General features: G+C 65.5%; 20 protein-coding genes. 14 read left to right on the top strand and 6 right to left on the bottom strand.

The genetic code is table 11. From position 1 onward, the window contains the following. Nucleotides 1-7: 7 nt before the first annotated feature. Nucleotides 8-721 (bottom strand): hypothetical protein, encoded by a 714-nt coding sequence (locus KT882_RS27900; protein WP_228893843.1) that lies wholly within the window; start codon nucleotides 719-721, stop codon nucleotides 8-10. Between the two features lie 254 nt (nucleotides 722-975). On the opposite strand from KT882_RS27900, the gene KT882_RS27895 reads away from it, so the two are divergent. The 7 genes from KT882_RS27895 (at nucleotide 976) to KT882_RS27865 (ending at nucleotide 10,011) form a co-directional block, all read left to right on the top strand. Further along, nucleotides 976-1,065 carry a potassium-transporting ATPase subunit F gene (locus KT882_RS27895; protein ID WP_161072775.1) on the top strand — a complete coding sequence of 30 codons (90 nt, stop codon included), beginning with the start codon at nucleotides 976-978 and terminating at the stop codon, nucleotides 1,063-1,065. Then, nucleotides 1,065-2,879, top strand: coding sequence for a potassium-transporting ATPase subunit KdpA (kdpA, locus tag KT882_RS27890; RefSeq protein ID WP_228893842.1), 1,815 nt, complete (start codon nucleotides 1,065-1,067; stop codon nucleotides 2,877-2,879). The genes KT882_RS27895 and kdpA overlap by 1 nt, the downstream gene beginning before the upstream one ends. A 40-nt stretch (nucleotides 2,880-2,919) precedes the next feature. Continuing rightward, on the top strand, nucleotides 2,920-5,016 hold the full coding sequence (kdpB, locus tag KT882_RS27885; RefSeq protein WP_161072863.1) for a potassium-transporting ATPase subunit KdpB: 2,097 nt from the start codon (nucleotides 2,920-2,922) through the stop codon (nucleotides 5,014-5,016). Nucleotides 5,017-5,029: 13 nt separating this feature from the next. Beyond that, the gene (kdpC, locus tag KT882_RS27880; RefSeq protein ID WP_228893841.1) at nucleotides 5,030-5,614 is read left to right on the top strand and encodes a potassium-transporting ATPase subunit KdpC; all 585 of its coding nucleotides are present in this window, start codon (nucleotides 5,030-5,032) and stop codon (nucleotides 5,612-5,614) included. 131 nt (nucleotides 5,615-5,745) lie between these two features. Then, a complete protein-coding gene (locus KT882_RS27875) occupies nucleotides 5,746-8,550 on the top strand; it encodes a DUF4118 domain-containing protein (RefSeq protein WP_228893840.1) in 2,805 nt (934 codons plus the stop codon). Further along, nucleotides 8,547-9,257, top strand: coding sequence for a two-component system response regulator KdpE (gene kdpE / locus KT882_RS27870; RefSeq protein ID WP_161072771.1), 711 nt, complete (start codon nucleotides 8,547-8,549; stop codon nucleotides 9,255-9,257). The genes KT882_RS27875 and kdpE overlap by 4 nt, the downstream gene beginning before the upstream one ends. Nucleotides 9,258-9,330: 73 nt before the next feature. Next, on the top strand, nucleotides 9,331-10,011 hold the full coding sequence (locus KT882_RS27865; protein WP_161072770.1) for a DUF4214 domain-containing protein: 681 nt from the start codon (nucleotides 9,331-9,333) through the stop codon (nucleotides 10,009-10,011). A gap of 80 nt (nucleotides 10,012-10,091) precedes the next feature. On the opposite strand, the gene KT882_RS27860 is transcribed toward KT882_RS27865, so the two are convergent. Genes KT882_RS27860 through KT882_RS27850 form a run of 3 tightly spaced genes read right to left on the bottom strand, consistent with a single transcriptional unit; the run spans nucleotide 10,092 to nucleotide 12,723 of the window. Beyond that, on the bottom strand, nucleotides 10,092-11,261 hold the full coding sequence (locus KT882_RS27860; protein WP_161072769.1) for a vWA domain-containing protein: 1,170 nt from the start codon (nucleotides 11,259-11,261) through the stop codon (nucleotides 10,092-10,094). Between the two features lie 2 nt (nucleotides 11,262-11,263). Further along, nucleotides 11,264-11,860, bottom strand: coding sequence for a GNAT family N-acetyltransferase (locus KT882_RS27855; RefSeq protein ID WP_161072768.1), 597 nt, complete (start codon nucleotides 11,858-11,860; stop codon nucleotides 11,264-11,266). Beyond that, nucleotides 11,860-12,723 carry an AAA family ATPase gene (locus KT882_RS27850; protein ID WP_161072767.1) on the bottom strand — a complete coding sequence of 288 codons (864 nt, stop codon included), beginning with the start codon at nucleotides 12,721-12,723 and terminating at the stop codon, nucleotides 11,860-11,862. The genes KT882_RS27855 and KT882_RS27850 overlap by 1 nt, the downstream gene beginning before the upstream one ends. 205 nt (nucleotides 12,724-12,928) lie before the next feature. Between KT882_RS27850 and KT882_RS27845 the strand changes: the two genes are divergently transcribed. Continuing rightward, on the top strand, nucleotides 12,929-13,267 hold the full coding sequence (locus KT882_RS27845; protein ID WP_161072766.1) for a c-type cytochrome: 339 nt from the start codon (nucleotides 12,929-12,931) through the stop codon (nucleotides 13,265-13,267). 11 nt (nucleotides 13,268-13,278) lie between these two features. Then, a complete protein-coding gene (locus tag KT882_RS27840; protein WP_107874336.1) occupies nucleotides 13,279-13,620 on the top strand; it encodes a c-type cytochrome in 342 nt (113 codons plus the stop codon). A 167-nt stretch (nucleotides 13,621-13,787) separates the two neighbouring features. Here the strand turns inward: KT882_RS27840 and KT882_RS27835 are convergent, their stop codons facing one another. Beyond that, the gene (locus tag KT882_RS27835) at nucleotides 13,788-14,219 is read right to left on the bottom strand and encodes a DUF1841 family protein (RefSeq protein ID WP_161072765.1); all 432 of its coding nucleotides are present in this window, start codon (nucleotides 14,217-14,219) and stop codon (nucleotides 13,788-13,790) included. Between the two features lie 108 nt (nucleotides 14,220-14,327). On the opposite strand from KT882_RS27835, the gene KT882_RS27830 reads away from it, so the two are divergent. Beyond that, nucleotides 14,328-14,909 carry a malonic semialdehyde reductase gene (locus KT882_RS27830; RefSeq protein WP_228893839.1) on the top strand — a complete coding sequence of 194 codons (582 nt, stop codon included), beginning with the start codon at nucleotides 14,328-14,330 and terminating at the stop codon, nucleotides 14,907-14,909. 37 nt (nucleotides 14,910-14,946) lie between these two features. On the opposite strand, the gene KT882_RS27825 is transcribed toward KT882_RS27830, so the two are convergent. Next, on the bottom strand, nucleotides 14,947-15,693 hold the full coding sequence (locus KT882_RS27825; protein ID WP_228893838.1) for an RNA pyrophosphohydrolase: 747 nt from the start codon (nucleotides 15,691-15,693) through the stop codon (nucleotides 14,947-14,949). 203 nt (nucleotides 15,694-15,896) lie between these two features. On the opposite strand from KT882_RS27825, the gene KT882_RS27820 reads away from it, so the two are divergent. From KT882_RS27820 to KT882_RS27805, 4 genes are read left to right on the top strand one after another with little or no spacing between them, the layout of a single operon-like run. Then, complete coding sequence (locus tag KT882_RS27820) at nucleotides 15,897-17,636, top strand: proline--tRNA ligase (RefSeq protein ID WP_228893837.1); 1,740 nt, start codon at nucleotides 15,897-15,899, stop codon at nucleotides 17,634-17,636. Between the two features lie 5 nt (nucleotides 17,637-17,641). Next, entirely contained in the window at nucleotides 17,642-18,301 is a 660-nt protein-coding gene (locus tag KT882_RS27815) for a lytic transglycosylase domain-containing protein (protein WP_161072762.1), read from the top strand. Nucleotides 18,302-18,358: 57 nt separating this feature from the next. Continuing rightward, the gene (locus KT882_RS27810) at nucleotides 18,359-19,753 is read left to right on the top strand and encodes an alkaline phosphatase (protein ID WP_161072761.1); all 1,395 of its coding nucleotides are present in this window, start codon (nucleotides 18,359-18,361) and stop codon (nucleotides 19,751-19,753) included. A gap of 14 nt (nucleotides 19,754-19,767) precedes the next feature. Further along, the gene (locus tag KT882_RS27805; protein ID WP_161072760.1) at nucleotides 19,768-21,156 is read left to right on the top strand and encodes an alkaline phosphatase; all 1,389 of its coding nucleotides are present in this window, start codon (nucleotides 19,768-19,770) and stop codon (nucleotides 21,154-21,156) included. Nucleotides 21,157-21,240 lie beyond the last annotated feature (84 nt).

Below are 21,240 nucleotides of genomic sequence, written 5' to 3'. Positions count from 1 at the left end.
GCCTCGCTCAGTCGGCCAGCGAGGCGACCAGCGTCAGGCCGACGGCGAGATAGCGTTCGGCGCCGCGGCGTCCGGCGCGGTCGCCGTAGGCTATGTCGATATCGGCCCGGCCCGGAATCAGGCTGTAGCGCGCGCCCAGCTGCATGTAGCTGCCGGTGCGCTGGCGTCCGTAAGCTTCCGCCGTGAAGGCGGCGCGTTCGCCGGCCGCCAGCTCCAGGCCCAGCGCCCAGCTGCGCTGCAGGCGCGGGCTGGCTGGTTCGGGCTGGCCGCGCAGGCGCAGCCAGCCGACATTCGCGTGCAGCATGGCGCGGTCCCCCGCCAGCTCCACGCTGAGCGGCAGGTTCAGCGACAGGTCACGGTTGCTGTTTGCGCCGGTGCGCCACTGGCCGGCCAGCACCAGGCCCAGTCCCCATCCATCTTCCTGCGGCGCGCGCAGCAGCGTTTTCGCCTGCAGCAGCGACAGCGTATCCCGGCCGCCGCCTGCCAGGCTGCGCGCGCGTCCCGCGCCTGCGCCCAGCTCCCAGCCGCCGCCGAAATTGCAGGCCGGGGCCGTCCAGTATTCGTTCTGAGTCTTGTTGTGCTGTGCCCACGTCTCCAGCTGGCACTGGCGCGGATCGAGGATGGCGGCGTCGTCGGCCGCCATGGGGCGGCCCGCCTGCGCTGCGGGAGCGCATAGCATCAGAAGCAGGGTGCTGCGCCATGCCGGCACGTTTTTTTTCATGGAAGCTCCCGGAACGGTTTCAGCATAAGTGCGCCCGGCGCGATTGTCTATTCTGGCGGCCAATTTTTACACCGCGTTTACACCCTGCCCCACAGTCTTTACAACACTTTTAGGTCTCCGCCGATAAGCTGGAAGCATCAAAACAAGACCTGCGAGGGTATCAAAATGGATGTGGTGTTTATCGGCGCAATCGTCGTTTTTCTGCTCGTGAGCTGCGGCTTTGCCGCCGGCTGCGGCGCGCTGGGAGAGCGGAAATGAATAGCTTTTATCTACTCGGCGCGTTGGCGTCGGCCGGCCTGCTGGTCTACCTGGTGGTGGCGCTCCTGAAAGCGGAGGACCTGTGATGACCATGCAATCCTTTATTCTGCTGGCGCTGTTCCTGGCCGTGCTGCTGGCGCTGGCCTGGCCGCTCGGTATCGTCCTGGCGCGCGTGGGCGACGGCGGCCGCATTCCCGGCCTGGGCTGGCTGCTGCGCGTGGAGCAGCTTCTGTACCGCGCCGCCGGCGTGCCGCTCAAGGCCGAAGAGCGCGGCCAGGGCTGGAAAAGCTACGCCATCGCGCTGCTGGTCTTCAACGGCGTGGGTGCGCTCTTCACCTATGGCCTACAGCGCGTGCAAGCCTGGCTGCCGCTCAATCCGCAGGGACTGGCCAACGTCAGCCCGGATTCGTCGTTCAACACCGCCGTCAGTTTCGTCGCCAACACCAACTGGCAAGGCTACAGCGGCGAGCAGACCATGAGCTACCTGGTGCAGATGCTGGCGCTGACCTGCCAGAACTTCTTCTCGGCGGCCACCGGCATGGCCGTGGCCTATGCGCTGATACGCGGCTTCAGCTCGTGCTCGGCCAAGTCCATCGGCAATTTCTGGGTGGATGCCACGCGCTCCACGCTGTATGTGCTGCTGCCCTTGTCGCTGCTGTTCTCCGTGTTCCTGATGGGCCAGGGCGTGATCCAGAACTTCTCGGCCTACAAGGACGTGGCGCTGCTGGACCAGGTCAGCTACACCGTGCCGAAAACCGGCGCCGACGGGCAGCCCGTGCTGGATGCGCAGGGCCAGCCGGTGACGGAGGCCATGACTGCCACTACCCAGACCATCGCCATGGGTCCGGTGGCTTCGCAGGAAGCCATCAAGATGCTGGGCACGAACGGCGGCGGCTTCTTCAACGCCAACTCGGCGCACCCGTATGAAAATCCGACCGCGCTGTCCAACTTCGTGCAGATGCTGGCCATCTTTATCATCCCGGCCGGCCTGTGCTTCGCCTTCGGCCGCATGGTGGGCGACCGCCGCCAGGGTTGGGCCGTGCTGGGCGCCATGACGCTGCTGTTCGTGGCCACCACCGCCGTGGTGCTGGTGGCCGAGCAGCAGGCCCACCCCGCGCTGCAGGCGCTGGGCGTGGACCAGGCCATGAGCGCCGTCCAGTCCGGCGGCAATATGGAAGGCAAGGAAACCCGTTTCGGCATCAGCGCCTCGTCGCTGTTCGCCGCCGTCACCACGGCCGCCTCCTGCGGCGCGGTGAACGCCATGCACGACTCCTTCACGCCCATAGGCGGCATGATCCCCATGCTGCTGATCCAGTTCGGCGAAGTGATCTTCGGCGGCGTGGGCTCCGGCCTGTACGGCATGCTGGTGTTCGCCATCATGGCGGTATTCATCGCCGGCCTGATGATAGGCCGCACGCCGGAATACCTGGGCAAGAAAATCCAGGCCTATGAAATGAAGATGACGTCCATCGCCATCCTGGTGACGCCCATCCTGGTGCTGAGCGGCACCGCCATCGCGGTGATGACGGACGTGGGCAAGGCCGGCATCGCCAACCCCGGCGCGCACGGCTTCTCGGAAATCCTGTACGCATTCAGCTCGGCCGCCAACAACAATGGCAGCGCGTTTGCCGGCCTGTCCGCCAACACGCCGTTCTACAACACCATGCTGGCCGTGGCCATGTGGTTCGGCCGCTTCGCCGTGATCGTGCCCATCCTGGCCATCGCCGGTTCGCTGGCCGGCAAGCAGCGCCTGGAGGCGAACGCCGGCACCATGCCGACCCACGGCGCCATGTTCATCGGCCTGCTGGTAGGCGTGGTGGTGCTGGTGGGCGTGCTGAACTACGTGCCTGCGCTGGCGCTCGGCCCCGTGGTCGAACACCTGCAACTGTTTAACAAATAAGGAGCATCGCATGTCGCAAGCTAATACATCATCCAAGGACATGGCGCTGCACGCAACGACGCCGGCCCGGCGCCTGAAAATGTTCGACTCCGAACTGCTGCTGCCTGCCATTGCCGATTCGTTCAGGAAGCTGAGCCCGCGCACCCAGTTGCGCAGCCCGGTCATGTTCGTGGTCTACGTCGGCAGCATCATCACCACGCTGCTGTACGTGCAGGCGCTGTTCGGCCAGGGCGAGGCCAGCCCCGGCTTCATCCTGGCCACCACCGTGTGGCTGTGGTTCACCGTGCTGTTCGCGAACTTCGCCGAAGCCATGGCCGAAGGCCGCAGCAAGGCGCAGGCGGCCTCTCTGCGCAGCCTGAAGAAAAGCGTGACGGCCAAGAAGCTGGCTACGCCCAAGCACGGCACCACCTGGCTGCCATGCGATGGCCCCGATCTGCGCAAGGGCAATTACATCCTGGTTGAAGCGGGCGACGTGATCCCCATCGACGGCGAAGTGATCGAGGGCGTGGCCTCGGTGGACGAAAGCGCCATCACCGGCGAATCGGCCCCCGTGATCCGCGAATCGGGCGGCGACTTCTCGGCCGTCACCGGCGGCACCCGCGTGCTGTCGGACTGGCTGGTGGTGAAGGTGAGCGCGAATCCGGGCGAGACCTTCCTGGACCGCATGATCTCCATGGTGGAAGGCGCCAAGCGCCAGAAGACGCCGAACGAGATCGCGCTGACCATCCTGCTGGTGGCGCTGACCATCGTGTTCCTGGTGGTGACCGTGACCCTGCTGCCGTTTTCGCTGTTCTCGGTGGCGGCCGCCGGCAGCGGCGCGCCCATCACCATCACCGTGCTGATCGCGCTGCTGGTCTGCCTGATCCCGACCACCATAGGCGGCCTGCTGTCGGCCATCGGCGTGGCCGGCATGAGCCGCATGATGCAGGCCAATGTGATCGCCACTTCCGGCCGCGCAGTGGAGGCGGCGGGCGACGTGGACGTGCTGCTGCTGGATAAAACCGGCACCATCACGCTGGGCAACCGCCAGGCTTCGGCCTTTATTCCCGCCCCCGGCGTGAGCGAGCAGCAGCTGGCGGACGTGGCGCAACTGGCCTCGCTGGCTGACGAAACGCCGGAAGGGCGCAGCATCGTGGTGCTGGCCAAGCAGAAGTTCAATATCCGCGAGCGCGACATGGCCAGCCTGGACGCGGTGTTTGTGCCCTTCGCCGCCACCACCCGCATGAGCGGCGTGGACCTGCAAGGGCAGGGCGATGTCCGCGCCCTGCGCAAGGGCGCGGCCGATTCGGTGAAGAAGTACGTGGAAGCTATGGGCCAGCCTTATCCGGCGGAAGTGTCGCGCGCCGTGGACGACGTGTCGCGCCGGGGCAGCACGCCGCTGGTGGTGGCGGACGGCGGCCGCGTGATGGGCGTGGTCGAGCTGAAGGACATCGTCAAGGGCGGCATCAAGGAGCGTTTCGCGGAGCTGCGCCGCATGGGCATCAAGACCGTGATGATCACCGGCGACAACAAGCTGACCGCCGCCGCCATCGCCGCCGAGGCGGGTGTGGACGACTTCCTGGCCGAAGCCACGCCGGAGGACAAGCTGAAGCTGATACGCAGCTACCAGTCCGAAGGCCGCCTGGTGGCCATGACCGGCGACGGCACCAACGACGCGCCCGCGCTGGCGCAGGCCGACGTGGCCGTGGCCATGAACTCGGGCACGCAGGCGGCGAAAGAGGCCGGCAATATGGTGGATCTGGATTCGAATCCGACCAAGCTGCTGGAGATCGTCGAAATCGGCAAGCAGATGCTGATGACGCGCGGCTCGTTGACCACGTTCTCGATCTCGAACGACATCGCCAAGTACTTCGCCATTATTCCGGCGGCCTTTGTGGGCACTTACCCGCAGCTGAAGGCGCTCGACATCATGCATCTGGCCAGTCCTTCGTCGGCGATTATGTCGGCGGTGATTTTCAATGCGCTCATCATCATCGCGCTGATCCCGCTGGCGCTGAAGGGCGTGCAGTACCGCGCCATCGGCGCCACCGCGCTGCTGCGCCGCAATCTGCTGGTGTACGGCGTGGGCGGCATTTTCCTGCCTTTCGCCGGCATCAAGCTGATCGACATGCTGCTGGCCGCGTTCAACCTTGTTTAAACAGGAGCACACCATGACTTCCCATCTTCGTCCCGCGCTGGTGATTTTCGGCGCGCTTACCCTGACCTGCGGCGTGCTGTATCCGCTGGCCGTTACCGGCATCGGCAGCACGGCCTTCCCGGCACAGGCGGCGGGCAGCATCGTTGAGGTGAACGGCAAGGCCGTCGGCTCGGAGCTGATCGGCCAATCCTTCACTTCGCCCAAGTACTTCTGGGGCCGCCCGTCGGCCACCGTGCCGATGGCCAATAACGCGGCTGGCTCCAGTGGCTCCAACCAGGGGCCGCTGAATCCGGCGCTCACGGACGCGGTGAAGGGGCGCATCGAAGCGCTCCAGGCGGCGGACCCGGGCAATACGGCGCCGGTGCCGGTGGACCTGGTGACGGCCTCGGCCAGTGGACTTGATCCCGAAATCAGCGTGGCGGCTGCCCAGTACCAGGTGCGCCGCATTGCCGCCGCGCGCGGGCTGGACACGGAGCACGTGCGCGCGCTGATAGAGCGCGAGATGCGCGGACGGGTGTTCGGCTTCTTCGGCGAGCCGCGCGTGAACGTGCTGGCGCTGAATCTGGCGCTGGATGGAAAAAGCACGCATACTCGCTGATGGCGGCGCTGGCGGGTTACGCGCTGCGCGCTAACCCGCCCTACATTTACGCCGTAGTCTCGTAGGGCGGGTTAGCGAAGCGTAACCCGCCGAACGCAAGCCGTCAGCACGGCGTTTTACTTGTGATAATTATGCTTCCAATCGACAGTCAACGGCCTGATCCCGACGCGCTGCTGGCGCAGGTCCAGGCGCAGGAGCGCAAGGCGGCGCGCGGCAGGCTGCGCATTTATTTCGGCGCGTCGGCCGGTGTCGGCAAGACCTACGCCATGCTGTCCGCCGCGCGCAAGCTGCAGGCGGCGGGGCAGGGCGTGCTGGTGGGCGTGGTGGAAACCCACGGCCGCAACGAGACCGCGTCTCTGCTGGACGGCCTGGATGTGCTGCCGCTGAAGGAGGTTGCCTATCGCGGCAAGGTGCTGAAGGAATTCGACATCGACGCCGCGCTGGCGCGGCGCCCGCCGCTGATACTGATGGACGAGCTGGCGCATTCCAACGCGCCCGGCTCGCGCCACCCCAAGCGCTGGCAGGACGTGGAAGAGCTGCTGGACGCGGGCATCGACGTGCTCACCACCGTCAACGTGCAGCACCTGGACAGCCTGAACGACGTGGTGGGCGGCATCACCGGCATCCGCGTCAACGAAACCGTGCCTGATACGGTGTTCGACGAGGCGGACGAAGTAGTGCTGGTCGATATCCCCGCAGACGAACTGCTGGCGCGGCTGAAGAGCGGCCGCGTGTACCAGGAGCAGCAGGCCGAGCGCGCGTCGAAGAACTTCTTCCGCAAAGGGAACCTGATCGCGCTGCGCGAGCTGGCGCTGCGCCGCACCGCCGACCGCGTGGAGGACGACGTGCGCGCCTACCGCGTCGAAAAATCCATCGACGCCATCTGGAAGACTGGCGCTTCGCTGCTGTGCTGCGTAGGCCCGCGCCCGGGCTGCGAGCACGTGGTGCGCAGCGCCGCGCGCCTGGCCGTGCAGCTGGGCACCGAGTGGCACGCGGTCTACATCGAAACCCCGGCCCTGCAGCGCTTGCCCGAGGCGGAGCGCGAGCGCATCCTGAAGGCGCTCAAGCTGGCGCAGGAGCTGGGCGCCGGCACCGCCGTGCTGACCGGCGCCGACATCGCCGCGACGGCGGTTGAGTATGCCCGCAGCCACAACCTGTCCAAGATCATGCTGGGACGGGTCCATCCCACCTGGCCCTGGCGCGCCGCCCATATCAAACGCATGGCCAGCCTGGCGCCGGACGTGGACCTGATCGAGATCGGCACCGCCAGCCGCGAGAGCGCGCCGGCGGTGGAGGCGGGCGGCCTGGCTGGCTTGTCGCCCTTCGGCCGCACGCTGGTCAACCCATTCAATCCGCCCGGCGAGGCGGCAGCTCCGCGCGCTTCCACCGCGCTGGATGAGCAGCCCGACCCCGCCGCCAAACGGCGCGGCTGGCCTTATGCGGCCGCCGCAGCCGCCAGCATCGCCGCCGCGCTGGCGGCCACGCCGCTGCTGCCATATATCGACCAGGCCAATATCGCCATGCTGTTCCTGCTGGTGGTGGTGCTGGTGGCGGTGCGGCTGGGGCGCGGCCCTTCGGTGCTGGCCACCTGCGTGAGCGTGCTGTGTTTCGACTTCTTCTTCGTGGCGCCGCGCTTCAGTTTTGCGGTGTCGGACTTCCAGTACCTGATCACCTTCGGCGTGATGCTGGCGGTGGGCCTGATCACCGGCCACCTGACGGCCGGCCTGCGCTTCCAGGCGCGCGTGGCCTCGCACCGGGAGGCGCGTGCGCGCGCCCTGTACGAGTTTGCGCGCGAGCTGTCCGGCGCGCTGCAGACCGAGCAGATTTTCGACAGCACCCGCAGCGCCGTGCAAACCGCCTTCCGCGCGAGAGCAGTGCTGCTGTTGCCGGACGCCGACGGCCGCCTGCAGCCGCCTGCGCCGCAAGCGGGCGGCGGGGCGGGCTACTTGTCGGTGCTGGACATCGGCATCGCCCAATGGGCTTACGACCGTGCTGAAAGCGCGGGCCTGGGCACGGACACGCTGCCCGCCAGCCGCATCTTCTACCTGCCGCTGGTGGCGCCGATGCGCACGCGCGGCGTGCTGGCCATCGAGCCGGAGAACCGGCGCTGGATACTGATCCCCGAGCAGCGGCGCCAGCTCGACACCTTCGGCGCTCTGGCCGCCATTGCGCTGGAGCGCGTGCACTACATTGAAGTGGCGCAGGGCGCGCTGGTGAATATGGAGTCCGAGCGTCTGCGCAATTCGCTGTTGGCCGCCTTGTCGCACGACTTGCGCACGCCGCTCACGTCGCTGGTCGGCCTGTCCGAATCGCTGGCCGGATCGAAGCCCGAGCTGTCGCCGCAGCAGCTGGACCTGGCGCAGTCGCTGCACGCCGAGTCGCTGCGCATGAGCACCCTGGTGTCCAATCTGCTGGACATGGCGCGCATCCAGAGTGGGGAGGTGAAGTTCAACCTGGAATGGCAGCCGCTGGAGGAAGTGGTGGGCAGCGCCTTGCGCGCCAGCGCGCCGCAGCTGAAGCAGCACAGCATCAGCACCCAGCTGCCGCATGACCTGCCGCTGCTGCGCTACGACGCCGTGCTGATCGAGCGCGTGCTGTGCAATCTCCTGGAGAACGCCGCCAAGTACACGCCGGCCGGATCGCACATCGTCGTCAGCGCAGCGCTGCACGGCGCATGGATGAATGTGATGGTGTACGATGACGGACCGGGCCTGCCACATGGCCGCGAGGAGGCCGTGTTCGAGAAATTCACGCGCGGCGAGCGCGAATCGGCCAAGCCGGGCGTGGGCCTGGGGCTGGCGATCTGCCGCGCCATCGTGGAAGCGCACGGCGGCACCATACAGGCCGCCGCCTCGCCGCTGGGCGGCGCCGCTTTCGTCATCGCGCTGCCGCTGGGCACTCCGCCGGAACCACCGCAAGAAATACTGGAACAATGAATACTCAAGTACATGAAACGTCGCCCGTCGCCCTGCTGGTGGAGGACGAGCCGCAGATCCGCCGCTTTGTGCGCGCCGCGCTGGAGGAGGAGGGCTGGCAGGTGCACGAGTGCCCCACCATGCAGCGCGGCCTGATCGACGCGGGCACCCGCAAGCCGGACCTGGTGGTGCTCGACCTGGGCCTGCCGGACGGCGATGGCATTTCTTTCCTGGGCGACCTGCGCAAATGGTCCACGGTGCCGGTGATCGTGCTGTCGGCGCGGGTGAACGAGGCCGACAAGATCAAGGCGCTGGACGCGGGCGCGGACGACTATCTGACCAAGCCTTTCGGCGTGGGCGAATTGCTGGCCCGCGTGCGAGCCACCTTGCGCCGCCAGCGCCAGCCGCAAGCCGACACCTCGGGACTGGTGCGCTTCGGTGCGGTGGAGGTGGATTTGCAGAACCGCCGCGTGACGAAGAACGGCGAAGGCGTGCATCTCACGCCGACCGAATACCGTTTGCTGTCCGTCCTGGTCGGCAACGCCGGCCGCGTGATGAGCAACCCGCAGCTGCTGCGCGCGGTGTGGGGGCCGTCGCAGAGCGAAAACGGCCACTACCTGCGCATCTACATGGGCCATTTGCGCCACAAGCTGGAAGACGATCCGGCCCAGCCGAAATACCTGCTGACCGAGACGGCTGTCGGTTATCGCCTGCAACTGCCGGCTTAGAAACAAATTGTAATTCTTCCCATGCGCGCCAAACGTGCGGCCTAAGATTGTTCATCGATTAGGCGAGGAGGGCATGATGAGCTATGTACTGTACGGCACGGACAGGAACGACAATATCGACGGCACGGCCGGCAATGACGACATCTACGGCTATGCCGGTTCGGACTCGCTGTTCGGCGGCCGCGGCGACGATTTCCTGGACGGCGGCACGGGCCTTGACGAGGCCTTCTACAACGGCTACCGCGACGAGTACTCGGTGCTGGCCGACGGCAAGCAGTTCTGGGTGAAGGACCTGGTGGGTTCGGACGGGCTGGACCTGCTGAAGAATATAGAACGCCTCAACTTCAAGGACGGCGCGGTGGCGCTGGATATCGACGGCAACGGCGGCGAGGCGTACCGGCTCTACCAGGCAGCGTTCAACCGCGCGCCGGACGAGAAGGGGCTGGGCTATTGGATTGCGCAGCTGGACCACGGCGCCAGCTTGCGCGCGGTGGCGGCGGGCTTCGCCAGCTCCGGCGAGTTCCTCGCCACGTATGGGGCGAACGCCAGCAATGGCGATGTTGTGATGCGCCTGTACGCCAACGTGCTGCACCGCGCGCCGGACCAGGCGGGGTTTAACTACTGGGTCAATGTGCTTAATACCAAGCAGGATACGGTGGCTGGCGTGCTGGCCGGGTTTAGCGAGAGCCAGGAGAATTACGCGCAGTTGATCGGCAAGATGCAGGATGGGGTTGATTATCAGCCTTGGGTGTAGCTGGCAACTGGCGGGTTACGCAGCGGCGCTGCTAACCCGCCCTACGGTGTTTCCCGGTGCCGCCGGTAGCCGCCTGAGGGCTATTTGCTGAGCATGCGCATGGCGCGTTCGAGGCCTTCTATCGTCAGCGGGAACATGCGGTTGTTCATGAGCTGGCGGATGACGGCGATCGACTGGCGGTATTGCCACAGGCCTTCGGGCTCGGGGTTGAGCCAGATGAATTTGGGGAAGGCGTGCGTGAAGCGGCCCAGCCATTCGGCGCCGGCTTCTTCGTTGTTGTATTCGACCGAGCCGCCCGGCTGCAAAATCTCGTAGGGGCTCATGGTGGCGTCGCCGACGAAGATGACCTTGGTGTCCGGCGTGTATTTGCGCAGCACGTCCCAGGTGGGGAAGCGCTCGGCGTTGCGGCGGCGGTTGTTCTTCCACAGGTAGTCGTAGACGCAGTTGTGGAAGTAGAAGAATTCCATGTTCTTGAATTCGGTCTTGGCCGCCGAGAACAGCTCTTCCGTGCGTTCGATGTGGTCGTCCATGGTGCCGCCCACGTCGAGCAGCATCAGCACCTTGATGTTGTTCTTGCGCTCGGGCTGCATCTTGATGTCGAGGAAGCCGGCGTTGTTGGCCGTGGCGCGTATGGTCTGGTCCAGCGCCAGTTCTTCTTCGTGCCCTTCGCGCGCGAACTTGCGCAGGCGCCGCAGGGCGACCTTGATGTTGCGCGTGCCCAGCTCGCGCTCCGAGTCGTAGTCCTTGTAGGCGCGCGCTTCCCATACTTTGACCGCCGTGCGGTTGCCGCCCTTGCCGCCTATGCGCACGCCTTCGGGATTGGTGCCGCCGTTGCCGAACGGGGAGGTGCCGCCCGTGCCTATCCATTTGCTGCCGCCTTCGTGGCGTTCCTTCTGCTCTTTCAGCAGCTCGTTCAGGCGGTCCATCAGCTTGTCGTAGCCGAATTTTTCCAGCGCCGCTTTCTGTTCTTCGCTCAGCTCGCGCTCCATGCGCTTGATGAGCCAGTCGAGCGGGATGGCGCTGTTGGTGTCGAAGGCGCCGTTGATGCCTTTGAAGTACTGGGCGAAGGCGCGGTCGAACTTGTCGTAGTGCGCTTCGTCTTTCACCAGCGTCAGGCGCGACAGGTAGTAGAAGTCGTCCATCGACGAGTCGATGACGTTCTTCTGCATCGCTTCCAGCAGGGTCAAAAACTCCTTGATGGAGACGGGGATCTTCGCGTCTTTCAGCGTGAAGAAAAAGTCGATCAGCATGCTCAGTCTCTGCTTAGCTTGTAGCGCAGGTGCGCTTTGATTTCCGGCCATTCGCCGCGCACGATGCTGTACACAACGGTGTCGCGCACGGTGCCGTCGCGGCGCAGCGCGTGGTGGCGCAGCACGCCGTCCTTTTTCGCGCCCAGGCGCTCGATGGCGGCCTGCGAGGCGTGGTTGAAGTTGTCGGTGCGGAAGCCGACCACGGCGCAGCCCAGCGTGTCGAAGGCGTGCGTGAGCAGCAGCAGCTTGCAGCTGGTGTTGACGTAGCTGCGCTGGCGGCTGCGCGCGTACCAGGTGTAGCCGATTTCCACGCGGTCCAGCGCGGGCACGATGTCGTGGTAGCTGGTGGTGCCGATCACGGCACCGGTGGCCGTGTCGATGACGGCGAAGGCGTAGCGGCCGGGGCGCATCTCGAGCGCGGCGGCGATGTACGCTTCCACCATGTCCGGCTCGGGCACGGAGGTGATGCGCAGCTTCCACAGTTCGCCGTCGCAGGCGGCGGCGCGCAGGCCGGCGGCGTGCTGCAGGCCGAGCGGCTCCAGGCGCACGCCGTTCAGCTCCAGCGTCATGGGGGCGAAATTGGCCAGCAAGGCGTTCATCAGCGGTTGGTCCTGTTCATGAACACCAGGCGCTCGAACAGGTGCACGTCCTGTTCGTTCTTCAGCAGCGCGCCGTGCAGCGGCGGCACCACGGCCTTGGCGTCCTTGCTGCGCAGCGCTTCCGGCGGGATGTCTTCGGCCAGCAGCAGCTTGAGCCAGTCCAGGAACTCGGAGGTGGACGGCTTTTTCTTCAGGCCGGGCACGTCGCGCACTTCGTAGAAGGTTTGCAGCGCGGTGGCCAGCAGCTCCTGCTTCAAGGTGGGGTAGTGCACCTTGACGATCTGCTCCATCGTGTCCTTGTCCGGGAATTTGATGTAGTGGAAGAAGCAGCGGCGCAGGAAGGCGTCCGGCAGTTCCTTCTCGTTGTTGGAGGTGATGATGACCAGCGGGCGGTGCTTGGCCTGCACCATTTCGCGCGTCTCGTAGACGTAGAACTCCATGCGGTCCAGTTCGCGCAGCAGGTCGTTCGGGAATTCGATATCGGCCTTGTCGATTTCGTCGATCAGCAGCACCACCGGCTCGGGCGCGGTGAAGGCCTGCCACAGCACGCCCTTGACGATGTAGTTGTGGATGTCGCGCACGCGTTCGTCGCCCAGCTGGGAGTCGCGCAGGCGCGAGACGGCGTCGTATTCATACAGGCCTTGCTGGGCCTTGGTGGTGGACTTGATGTGCCACTGCATCAGCGGCATGTTCAGCGCGGCCGCCACTTCTTCGGCCAGCATGGTCTTGCCGGTGCCCGGCTCGCCCTTGATGAGCAGGGGGCGCTGCAGCGTGAGCGCCGCGTTCACTGCCAGTTTCAGATCATTGGTGGCGACGTAGTTGTCGGAGCCCTGGAAGCGCTGGCCTTTATTATTAGCGTGCATGAAAGCTGTCTCGTAGAGGATTTTCGATGCCACGAGTATATGCCAGATCGCTATACCACACTGCGGGCGGATGATGTGGACTCGCAACTTGTTATTGAGTTAGAATCGTTCGCTGTTGGCGTAAAAGTCAACTTTTATGCCCTCGGAGCATCGCAGTATCGTATCAGTATCATCAATATTACTGACGTTAACTTAGCCATCCACCATGAAAAAAATCTACGCAGTTCTCGTGCTTGCAGGCATCGCCAACGTTGCCGCAGCGGCGGACATCGTTGGAGACGCCAAGGCGGCTCCAGCCAAGATCGAAATGTGTATCGGTTGCCACGGCATCCCAGGCTACAAAGCCACTTTCCCCGAGGTGTTCCAGGTGCCCATGATTGGTGGCCAGTCGGCTAAGTACATCGAGAATGCGCTGCAAGGCTACAAAAAAGGCGAGCGCAAGCATCCGTCCATGAAGGGCATCGCCACCAGCCTGTCGGACCAGGATATCGCCGACATCGCTGCCTACTATTCGCAGCAGACCCAGAAAACCGCGCAGAAATGAGGGCCAAGCACATGAAAAAACTGATCATCGCCCTGTTCTGCGCAAGCGCTTCCTTCGCCGCCACCGCCGGCGGCAATATCGACGCCGGCAAGGCGCTGGCCGAGAAGTACAGCTGCGCGGCCTGCCACGGCAAGGACTACAATTCGCCGATCGACCCGTCGTATCCCAAGCTGGCCGGCCAGCACAAGGATTACCTGCAGCACGCGCTGACCGCCTACAAGCGCGGCGACGCCGCCAACGGCCGCAGCAACGCCATCATGACCGGCCAGGTCAAGCCGCTGACCAACCAGGACATCAAGGATCTGGCGGCGTATCTGCACAGCCTGCCCGGTACGCTGGCGGTGCATCGCTGATTCCGCACCGCAGCATAAGAGAAGCCACGCATTGCGTGGCTTTTTTTTGCGCCGCGTGTTGTCGGGTTACGCTGCGCTAACCCGCCCTACGATCGCCATCGGCCGCTATCGGCCGCGAGCGCTGCGTAGGGCGGGTTAGCAAAGCGTAACCCGCCGGCGCCGCAACGTCAGCGCGCTGCGCGCCGCTGCACCGCTTCGATATAGGCCAGCGCGTCCAGAGGCTGGCCGCTGCGCTGCGCGTTCCAGATCATCTCGCCCAGGCATTCCATGATTTCGTGCTGGGCCTCGTGCGCCGAGTCGAGCTTGAGCGTGAGCGCCGTGGCGGCCGCGCGGATGCCGGGCGGTTGGTCGATGGAAATCTGCTCGTCGATGGACAAGTGCATGGACAGGTGCAGGAAGGGGTTGGTCTGGCCGCTGTCGACGGAATAGTCGCGCGCGAGCGCCGCGTCCACGTCGCTGAGCACGTCTTCGTACTCGGGGTGGTGGCGTATCCAGTCGCCGGCCATGATTTCCAGCGGCGTGAGGATTTCGTTGGCGCGCTGTTTCTGGAAGACCGCGCAGAAGAAGCGGCGCACATCGTCGGAGGACGGATTGAACATAAGAGGGAGGACAAGGGCTGCTGGAAGCCGATATTGTACCTTGGCGCGGATTTGTGTACCCTGAGCCAGTTCATTAATGTAATTTAAACCATCTTGCCCGGAGCCAGCATGCTGAACCAAGACGCACTCGACACCCTGTTCCACCAAGCCCGCAGCCACCAGGGCTGGCAGCCGCGCGACATCAGCGACGAGCTGCTGCGCCAGCTGTACGACACGCTGAAATGGGCGCCGACCGCGTTCAACGGTTCGCCGGCGCGCTTCGTGTTCGTCAAGTCCGCCGAGCAGCGCGCCAGGCTGGCCGCCTGCGCCTCGCCCGGCAACGGCCCCAAGATCGAGGTGGCGCCGGTGACCGTCATTGTGGCCATGGACACGGCCTTCTACGAGAAGTTCCCGCTGCTGTCGCCGCATGTGGACGGCCAGGCTTTCTTCGCCGGCAAGACGGCCATGATAGACACTTTCGCCATGCGCAACTCCTCGCTGCAGGGCGGCTACCTGATCCTGGCGGCGCGCGCGCTCGGCCTGGACTGCGGCCCCATGTCCGGCTTCGACGAGGGCAAGGTCAACGAGGCCTTCTTCGCCGGTACCACGCTGAAAGCCAATTTCCTGTGCAGCCTGGGCTACGGCGTGCCGGAGAAGCTGCGCCCGCGCGCGCAGCGCCTGCCGTTCGAGGACGCCTGCAAAATCGTCTGAGCATAAAAAAACGGACGCCGAGGCGTCCGTTTTGCTTTTACTCCTGTCCCGGCTGCACGATGCGGGGCGTGTCGTCCGCGCAGTCGCAGGGATCGCCGTCCACCAGGGCCGGGGCGCCGCCCGCTGCGGCGGCGTTGGCGGCATTGGCTGCGTTGGCGGCCACTGCGGCGATTGCGCGGTTGGCAATGTTGCTGCTATTGCCACCGCTGCCGCCACTCGTGCCGTTGCCGCTGCCGTTTCCATTGCGCGGCGCGTGCGGCTGGCGCAGGTAGCGCGACGTATGGTGGCGGTTGCCGCCGTTGCCGTGCGCCGGCCACGTCAGGAAACGCGACAGCTCCTGCAGGGCACGCTGGTACACGTCGCGCTTGAACTCGATCACCACGTCCAGCGGCACCCAGTACTCATGCCAGCGCCAGGCGTCGAACTCGGGGTGGTCGGTCAGGCGCAGGTTCACGTCATTGTCGCGCGCGCACATGCGCAGCAGAAACCAGATCTGCTTCTGGCCACGGTAGTGGCCGCGTATCTCGCGCTTGATAAAGTGGTCCGGCACCTCGTAGCGCAGCCAGTCGCGGGTGCGGCCGACGATCTTGACGTGTTCCGCCCGTAGTCCTATTTCTTCCTCTAGCTCCCTGTACATCGCCTGTTCAGGCGTTTCGCCGTACTTGATCCCGCCTTGCGGGAACTGCCATGAGTGCTCGCGCACCCGCTTGCCCCACCACACCTCGTTATGGGCGTTAAGCAGGATGATGCCGACGTTGGGCCGAAACCCTTCACGGTCGAGCATGTTGCACCTCAAACTTTCTGCTTGCAGTACGTCCTTCTTATATTTTTGCCCACAAACCTGCGCGCCAGCCCGGTTTTCGGGGTACGAAAACCGTCGGCGGGCCATCTAATGAACGCATTTGTATAAAGTATGGACGCATCAGCCAGCTAATCCTTTAAAATTAGGTTGATTATAACTCTCTCTTTTTAAAAAGAATTCACCGTATGCGTGCCTCCCGATTTTTTATTTCAACTCTCAAAGAAGCGCCGTCCGACGCGGAGATCGTCAGCCACCAGTTGATGATGCGCGCCGGCATGATCAAACGCCTGGGCTCGGGTATCTACACCTATATGCCGATGGGCCTGAAGGTGATCCGCAAGGTCGAGGCCATCGTGCGCGAGGAGATGAACAATGCCGCCGCCATTGAGCTGCTGATGCCTCTGGTGCAGCCGGCCGAGCTGTGGCAGGAGACCGGGCGCTGGGACAAGATGGGCGCCGAGCTGATGCGCGTGAAAGACCGCCACGGCCGCGAGTTCGCCATCCAGCCGACGTCCGAGGAAGTGATCACCGATGTTGTTCGTTCGGAAATTAAATCCTACAAGCAGCTTCCGTTGAATTTTTACCACATCCAGACCAAATTCCGCGACGAGCGCCGTCCGCGTTTCGGCCTGATGCGCGGCCGCGAGTTCACCATGAAGGACGCCTACTCCTTCGACCGCGACCTGGCCGGCATGCAGCAGTCGTACAAAGTCATGTTCGACGCCTACACCCGCATCTTTACCCGCTTTGGCCTGAAGTTCCGCGCAGTGGCGGCCGACAACGGCGCCATCGGCGGCACCGGTTCGCATGAGTTCCACGTGATCGCCTCCACCGGCGAGGACGCGCTGGTGTACTGCCCGGATTCGGACTACGCGGCCAATATGGAAGCGGCCGAGGCGCTGGCCACCGGCACCCGTCCTGCGCCCGGCGCCGAACTGGTGAAAACCTCCACGCCGAAAGCGGCCAAGTGCGAAGACGTGGCCAAGCTGCTGGGCACCGCGCTGAGCAACACGATCAAGACGCTGGCGCTGACCGTGGAGCAGCAGGGGGAAGATGGAACAGCCGGCAAGAAGCAGTACTTCATGCTGCTGCTGCGCGGCGACCATGAGCTGAACGAAATCAAGGTCGGCAAAGTGCCCGGCCTTGCCAACCACCGCTTCTCGACCGAGGCGGAGATCCTGGAAGTGTACGGCTGCATCCCTGGCTACCTGGGTCCGATCGGCACCAAGGCGCCGGTCACCGTGGTGGCCGACCGCACCGTGGCCAATATGGCCGACTTCATCACCGGCGCCAACGAGGCGGACTTCCACTACACCGGCGCCAACTGGGGCCGCGACGTGGCCGAGCCGGCCATCGTGGCCGACCTGCGCAATGTGGTCGAAGGCGACCCTTCGCCGGACGGCAAGGGCGTGCTGGCGATCGAGCGCGGCATCGAAGTGGGCCATGTGTTCCAGCTGGGCACCGCCTACTCGGAATCCATGAAGGCCACCTTCCTGGACGAAAACGGCAAGGCCGCGCCGCTGCAGATGGGCTGCTACGGCATCGGCGTGACCCGCATCCTGGGCGCAGCGATCGAGCAGAACTTCGACGAGAAAGGCATTATCTGGCCAACCTCGCTGGCGCCGTTCGAGCTGGTGCTGTGCCCGATGGGCTATGACCGCAGCGAGCTGGTCAAGGAAGAGACCGACAAGCTGTACGCCGCCGCGCAGGCCGCCGGCATCGACGTGATCGTGGACGACCGTGGCCTGCGTCCGGGCGCCATGTTCGCCGACTGGGAACTGATCGGCGTGCCGCACCGCGTGGTGATCGGCGAGCGCGGCCTGAAGGAAGGCAACCTGGAATACCAGGGCCGCCGCGATACCGAAGCAACCCCGGTGCCGCTGGCCGAGGTGGTGGACTTCATCAAAGGCAAAGTGCAGCAGTGAACAGCATGATCCATCAGCGCAAAGGCGCGGAACGGCGCCGTTTCTGGGCCAGGCCGCTGCGCTGGTGGCATGTGCTGGCGTTTTCGACCGGCGTGCTGGGCGCGCCGTTCGGTTTTGCCGGCAACCAGCAGGAAGAAGCGCTGGCCGACACCGTGCGGCTGGCGCTGTCGAACGCCATCCTGGACGCCCGTCCGCCCAAGCCCAGTTTCAGCAATCCCGCCGACCGCCAGCGCTACGAAATGTGGCTGGGGCAGATGTCGGCGCGGCTCAAGCGCAAGCTGCCGGACGAGCAGGTGCGCACCGAGTTCCTCGAGACCGCGTGGTACGAGGCGCGCCGCGCCGGGCTGGAGCCGGGCCTGGTGCTGGGGCTGATCCAGGTGGAGTCGGCCTACCGCAAGTACGCGGTGTCCGTGGTGGGCGCGCGCGGCTATATGCAGGTGATGCCGTTCTGGACCAATGTGATCGGCGACAGCGACCGCCGCAAGCTGTTCAATATGCAGACCAATCTGCGCTACGGCTGCGCCATCCTGCGCATGTATATCGACATGGAGCGCGGCAACCTGTTCCTGGCGCTGGGCCGCTACAACGGTTCGCGCGGACGGCCCGACTATCCGAACGCCGTGCTCGCGGCGTGGAACAACTGGAAAACCTCCCCTCCGATCTGATTTTCCGCCGCACCGATTTCAGATAAGATGGCTGCCTTTGCGACACTGGGACAGGCCATGAAAAATCGGATTCGGAACACGGCGGACAAGCTGGCCATTGCCGCCATCGCCGCCGCACTCGGCGCGCTGGCAGGCTGCGCGGGCAGCGGCGCTAAGCAGGGCCCGCAGGTGCAGGCGCCGCTGCCGCCCGCCATGCCGGCTGAATCCGCAGCGCTCAGGCACATCATCTTCCTGGTCGGCGACGGCATGGGCATCAACACGCTGACCGCCGCGCGCAACTACGCCGTGGGCGAGTCCGGCGACCTCGCCATCGACACGCTGCCTGAATCGGCTTACGTCAAGACCTATTCCAACGACATGCAGGTGACCGACACGGCGGCCGCCATGTCGGCTTACATGACGGGCGTGAAGACCAATAACGGGCAACTGGCCGTGAGCGGCTGCGGCGCGGGCGCGGGTGCAGCCCCGCGCGCGCCGGCCACGCTGCTGGAGCTGGCCCGCAAGCGCGGCTGGGCGGCGGGCGTGGTCAACGGGGCCAGCGTGACGGACGCGCTGACGGCGGCAGGCTATGCGCACACCTGCCAAGCCACGCGCAATGAGGACATCGCCGCCGCGCTGGTGCCGGACGGCGCGGGCTACAACGAACAGCTGGCGGGCGGCCTGGACGTGGTGCTGGGCGGCGGCGCGCAGTATTTCCACAAGCGCGCCGACGGCCGCGACCTGCTGGCCGAATTGCGCGGCAAAGGCTACCAGCAAGTGGCCGACGCCGCCGCGCTGCAGGCGCTCGCACCGGCTGCGGGGCAGCGCGTGGCTGGCATCTTCGGCGCCAAGGCGCCGTCGCTGCCGGCCATGACTTCGGCAGCCATCGACGTGCTGGCCGGCAGCGGCAAGGGTTTCTTCCTCGTGGTGGGCAACGGCCAGATCGGCCAGGCGCAGCGCGCATCGACCGCGCGCCGCGCGCTCGACGAAACCGTGGCGCTGGACAAGGCGCTGCAAACGGCCATCGCCAAGATGCAGGCCATCGACCCCGGCCTCAAGCACACGCTGATCGTCATGACCGCCAGCAGCGACAGCACGCTGATACTGAACGGCTACTCCATCCGCACCGGCAAGACCACCGCCACCGAACCCGGCGTGCTGGGCCTGGTGCGCAAATACTCGAACGGCAGCTACTACAAGGACCTGGACGACGTCCCCTACACCATCATCGGCTACGGCAACGGCGTGAACCGCGTGCAGGGCAGCCGCGCCGGCGGCTCGCTGCTGAGCGACGCCATCGTCACCGAGCCGGGCTACCGGCAGGAGGCCACGGTGCGCATGGCGCCGGGCAGCACCACCAACGGCGGCACGGACGTCTACCTCGGCGCCATCGGCGCGCGCGCGGCGGACTTCCGGGGCACGCTGGAGAACACGCAAGTACACACGCTGATCAAGAACGCAGCCGGCTGGTAAAGGATAAAAACAATATGAAACCATATCTCGCGATTCCCTCCCTGCTGCTGGCGGCAAGCGCCGGCGTCCATGCCGGCGAAGCCAAGAACATCATCTTCTTCCTTGGCGACGGCATGGGGCCGACCGCCATCACCGCCGCGCGCATCCACCAGTACAAGGAAGAGGGCCTGCTCAAGTTCGAGCGCCTGGAGCGCGTGGCGCGCATCAAGACCTACTCGCAGGATGCGCAAACCACCGACAGCGCGCCTTCCATGGGCTCCTACATGACGGGCGTGAAGATCCAGAACGAAGTGATCTCCATGTCGTCCGACACCAAGGCCAGCGCGCCGAAGAAGGACGCGCACGGCAACCTCACCATCGACACCTGCGCCGCCGGCAACGGCCGCCCTGCGGCGACGATACTGGAACTGGCCAAGGCGCACGGCAAGGCGGTGGGCGCGGTCACCACCACCGAGGCGACGCACGCCACGCCTGCCTCCACTTACGCGCACAGCTGCCACCGCAACAGCGGCTACGCCATCGCGGTGCAGGCGGTGCCGGGCGGCGCGGGCTACAACGCGGCGCTGGGCGACGGCCTGGATGTGCTGATGGGCGGCGGCCGCCACCACTTCACGCCTTACAGCGCCGCCAACACCAAGGGCCGCGCCGACGGCCGCGACCTGCTGGCCGAACTGGCCGCGCGCGGCTACGCGGTGGCCACCGACAAGGCGCAGATGGACGAGGCCAGGCCGGGCCGCAAGTTCGTGGGCCTGTACGCCAAGGAAGACCATCTGGCGTATGAGCTGGAGCGCGGCGCGCGCAATCCGAAAGGGGAGGCCGCCACGCAGCCCTCGCTGTCGGAGATGACGTCCAAGGCCATTACGCTGCTGTCGGCCAGGCCGGAGGGTTTCTTCCTGATGGTGGAAGGCGGCAAGATCGACCACGGCCTGCATGACTCGAACGCCAAGCACGCGCTGGTGGACCTGGTGGCGTTCGACGACGCCATCCAGACCGCCATCGACCGCATGCAGCTGCTCGATCCGGGCCTGCGCAACACGCTGATCGTGATCACGGCCGACCATGACCACACGCTGGCCTTCAACGGCACGGCGCGGCGCGGCAATCCCATCCTGGACATCGTGCGCAACGCGGACGGCACGCCGGCGCGCGACGCGGACGGCCGCACCTACACGGCGCTGGCTTTCGGCAACGGGCCGAACCGCCCCAACGAGCGCGCCGACGTGTCCAGCGAGACTGCGCTGGGCGATGATTATCACCAGGAGACGGGGATCCGCATCAAGGGCGAGACGCATGGGGGCGGGGACGTGAAGCTGTACGCCACCGGCGCGGGCGCGCAGGCGTTCAAGGGGACGATGGAGAATACCAGGGTGTTCGAGCTGATGAAGGCCGCGTTCGGATTCTGACGCGGTGGCGGGTTACGGCCGCAACGTGTATCGCGTATCGCGGATCGCCTTCGTAGGGCGGGTTAGCGCAGCGTAACCCGCCAA

The organism is Pseudoduganella aquatica (assembly GCF_020865585.1).
Lineage (GTDB): Bacteria > Pseudomonadota > Gammaproteobacteria > Burkholderiales > Burkholderiaceae_D > Rugamonas > Rugamonas aquatica_A.
The sequence above is the reverse complement of the archived record's forward strand: the minus strand, read 5'-3'. Positions and strand labels throughout refer to the sequence as shown.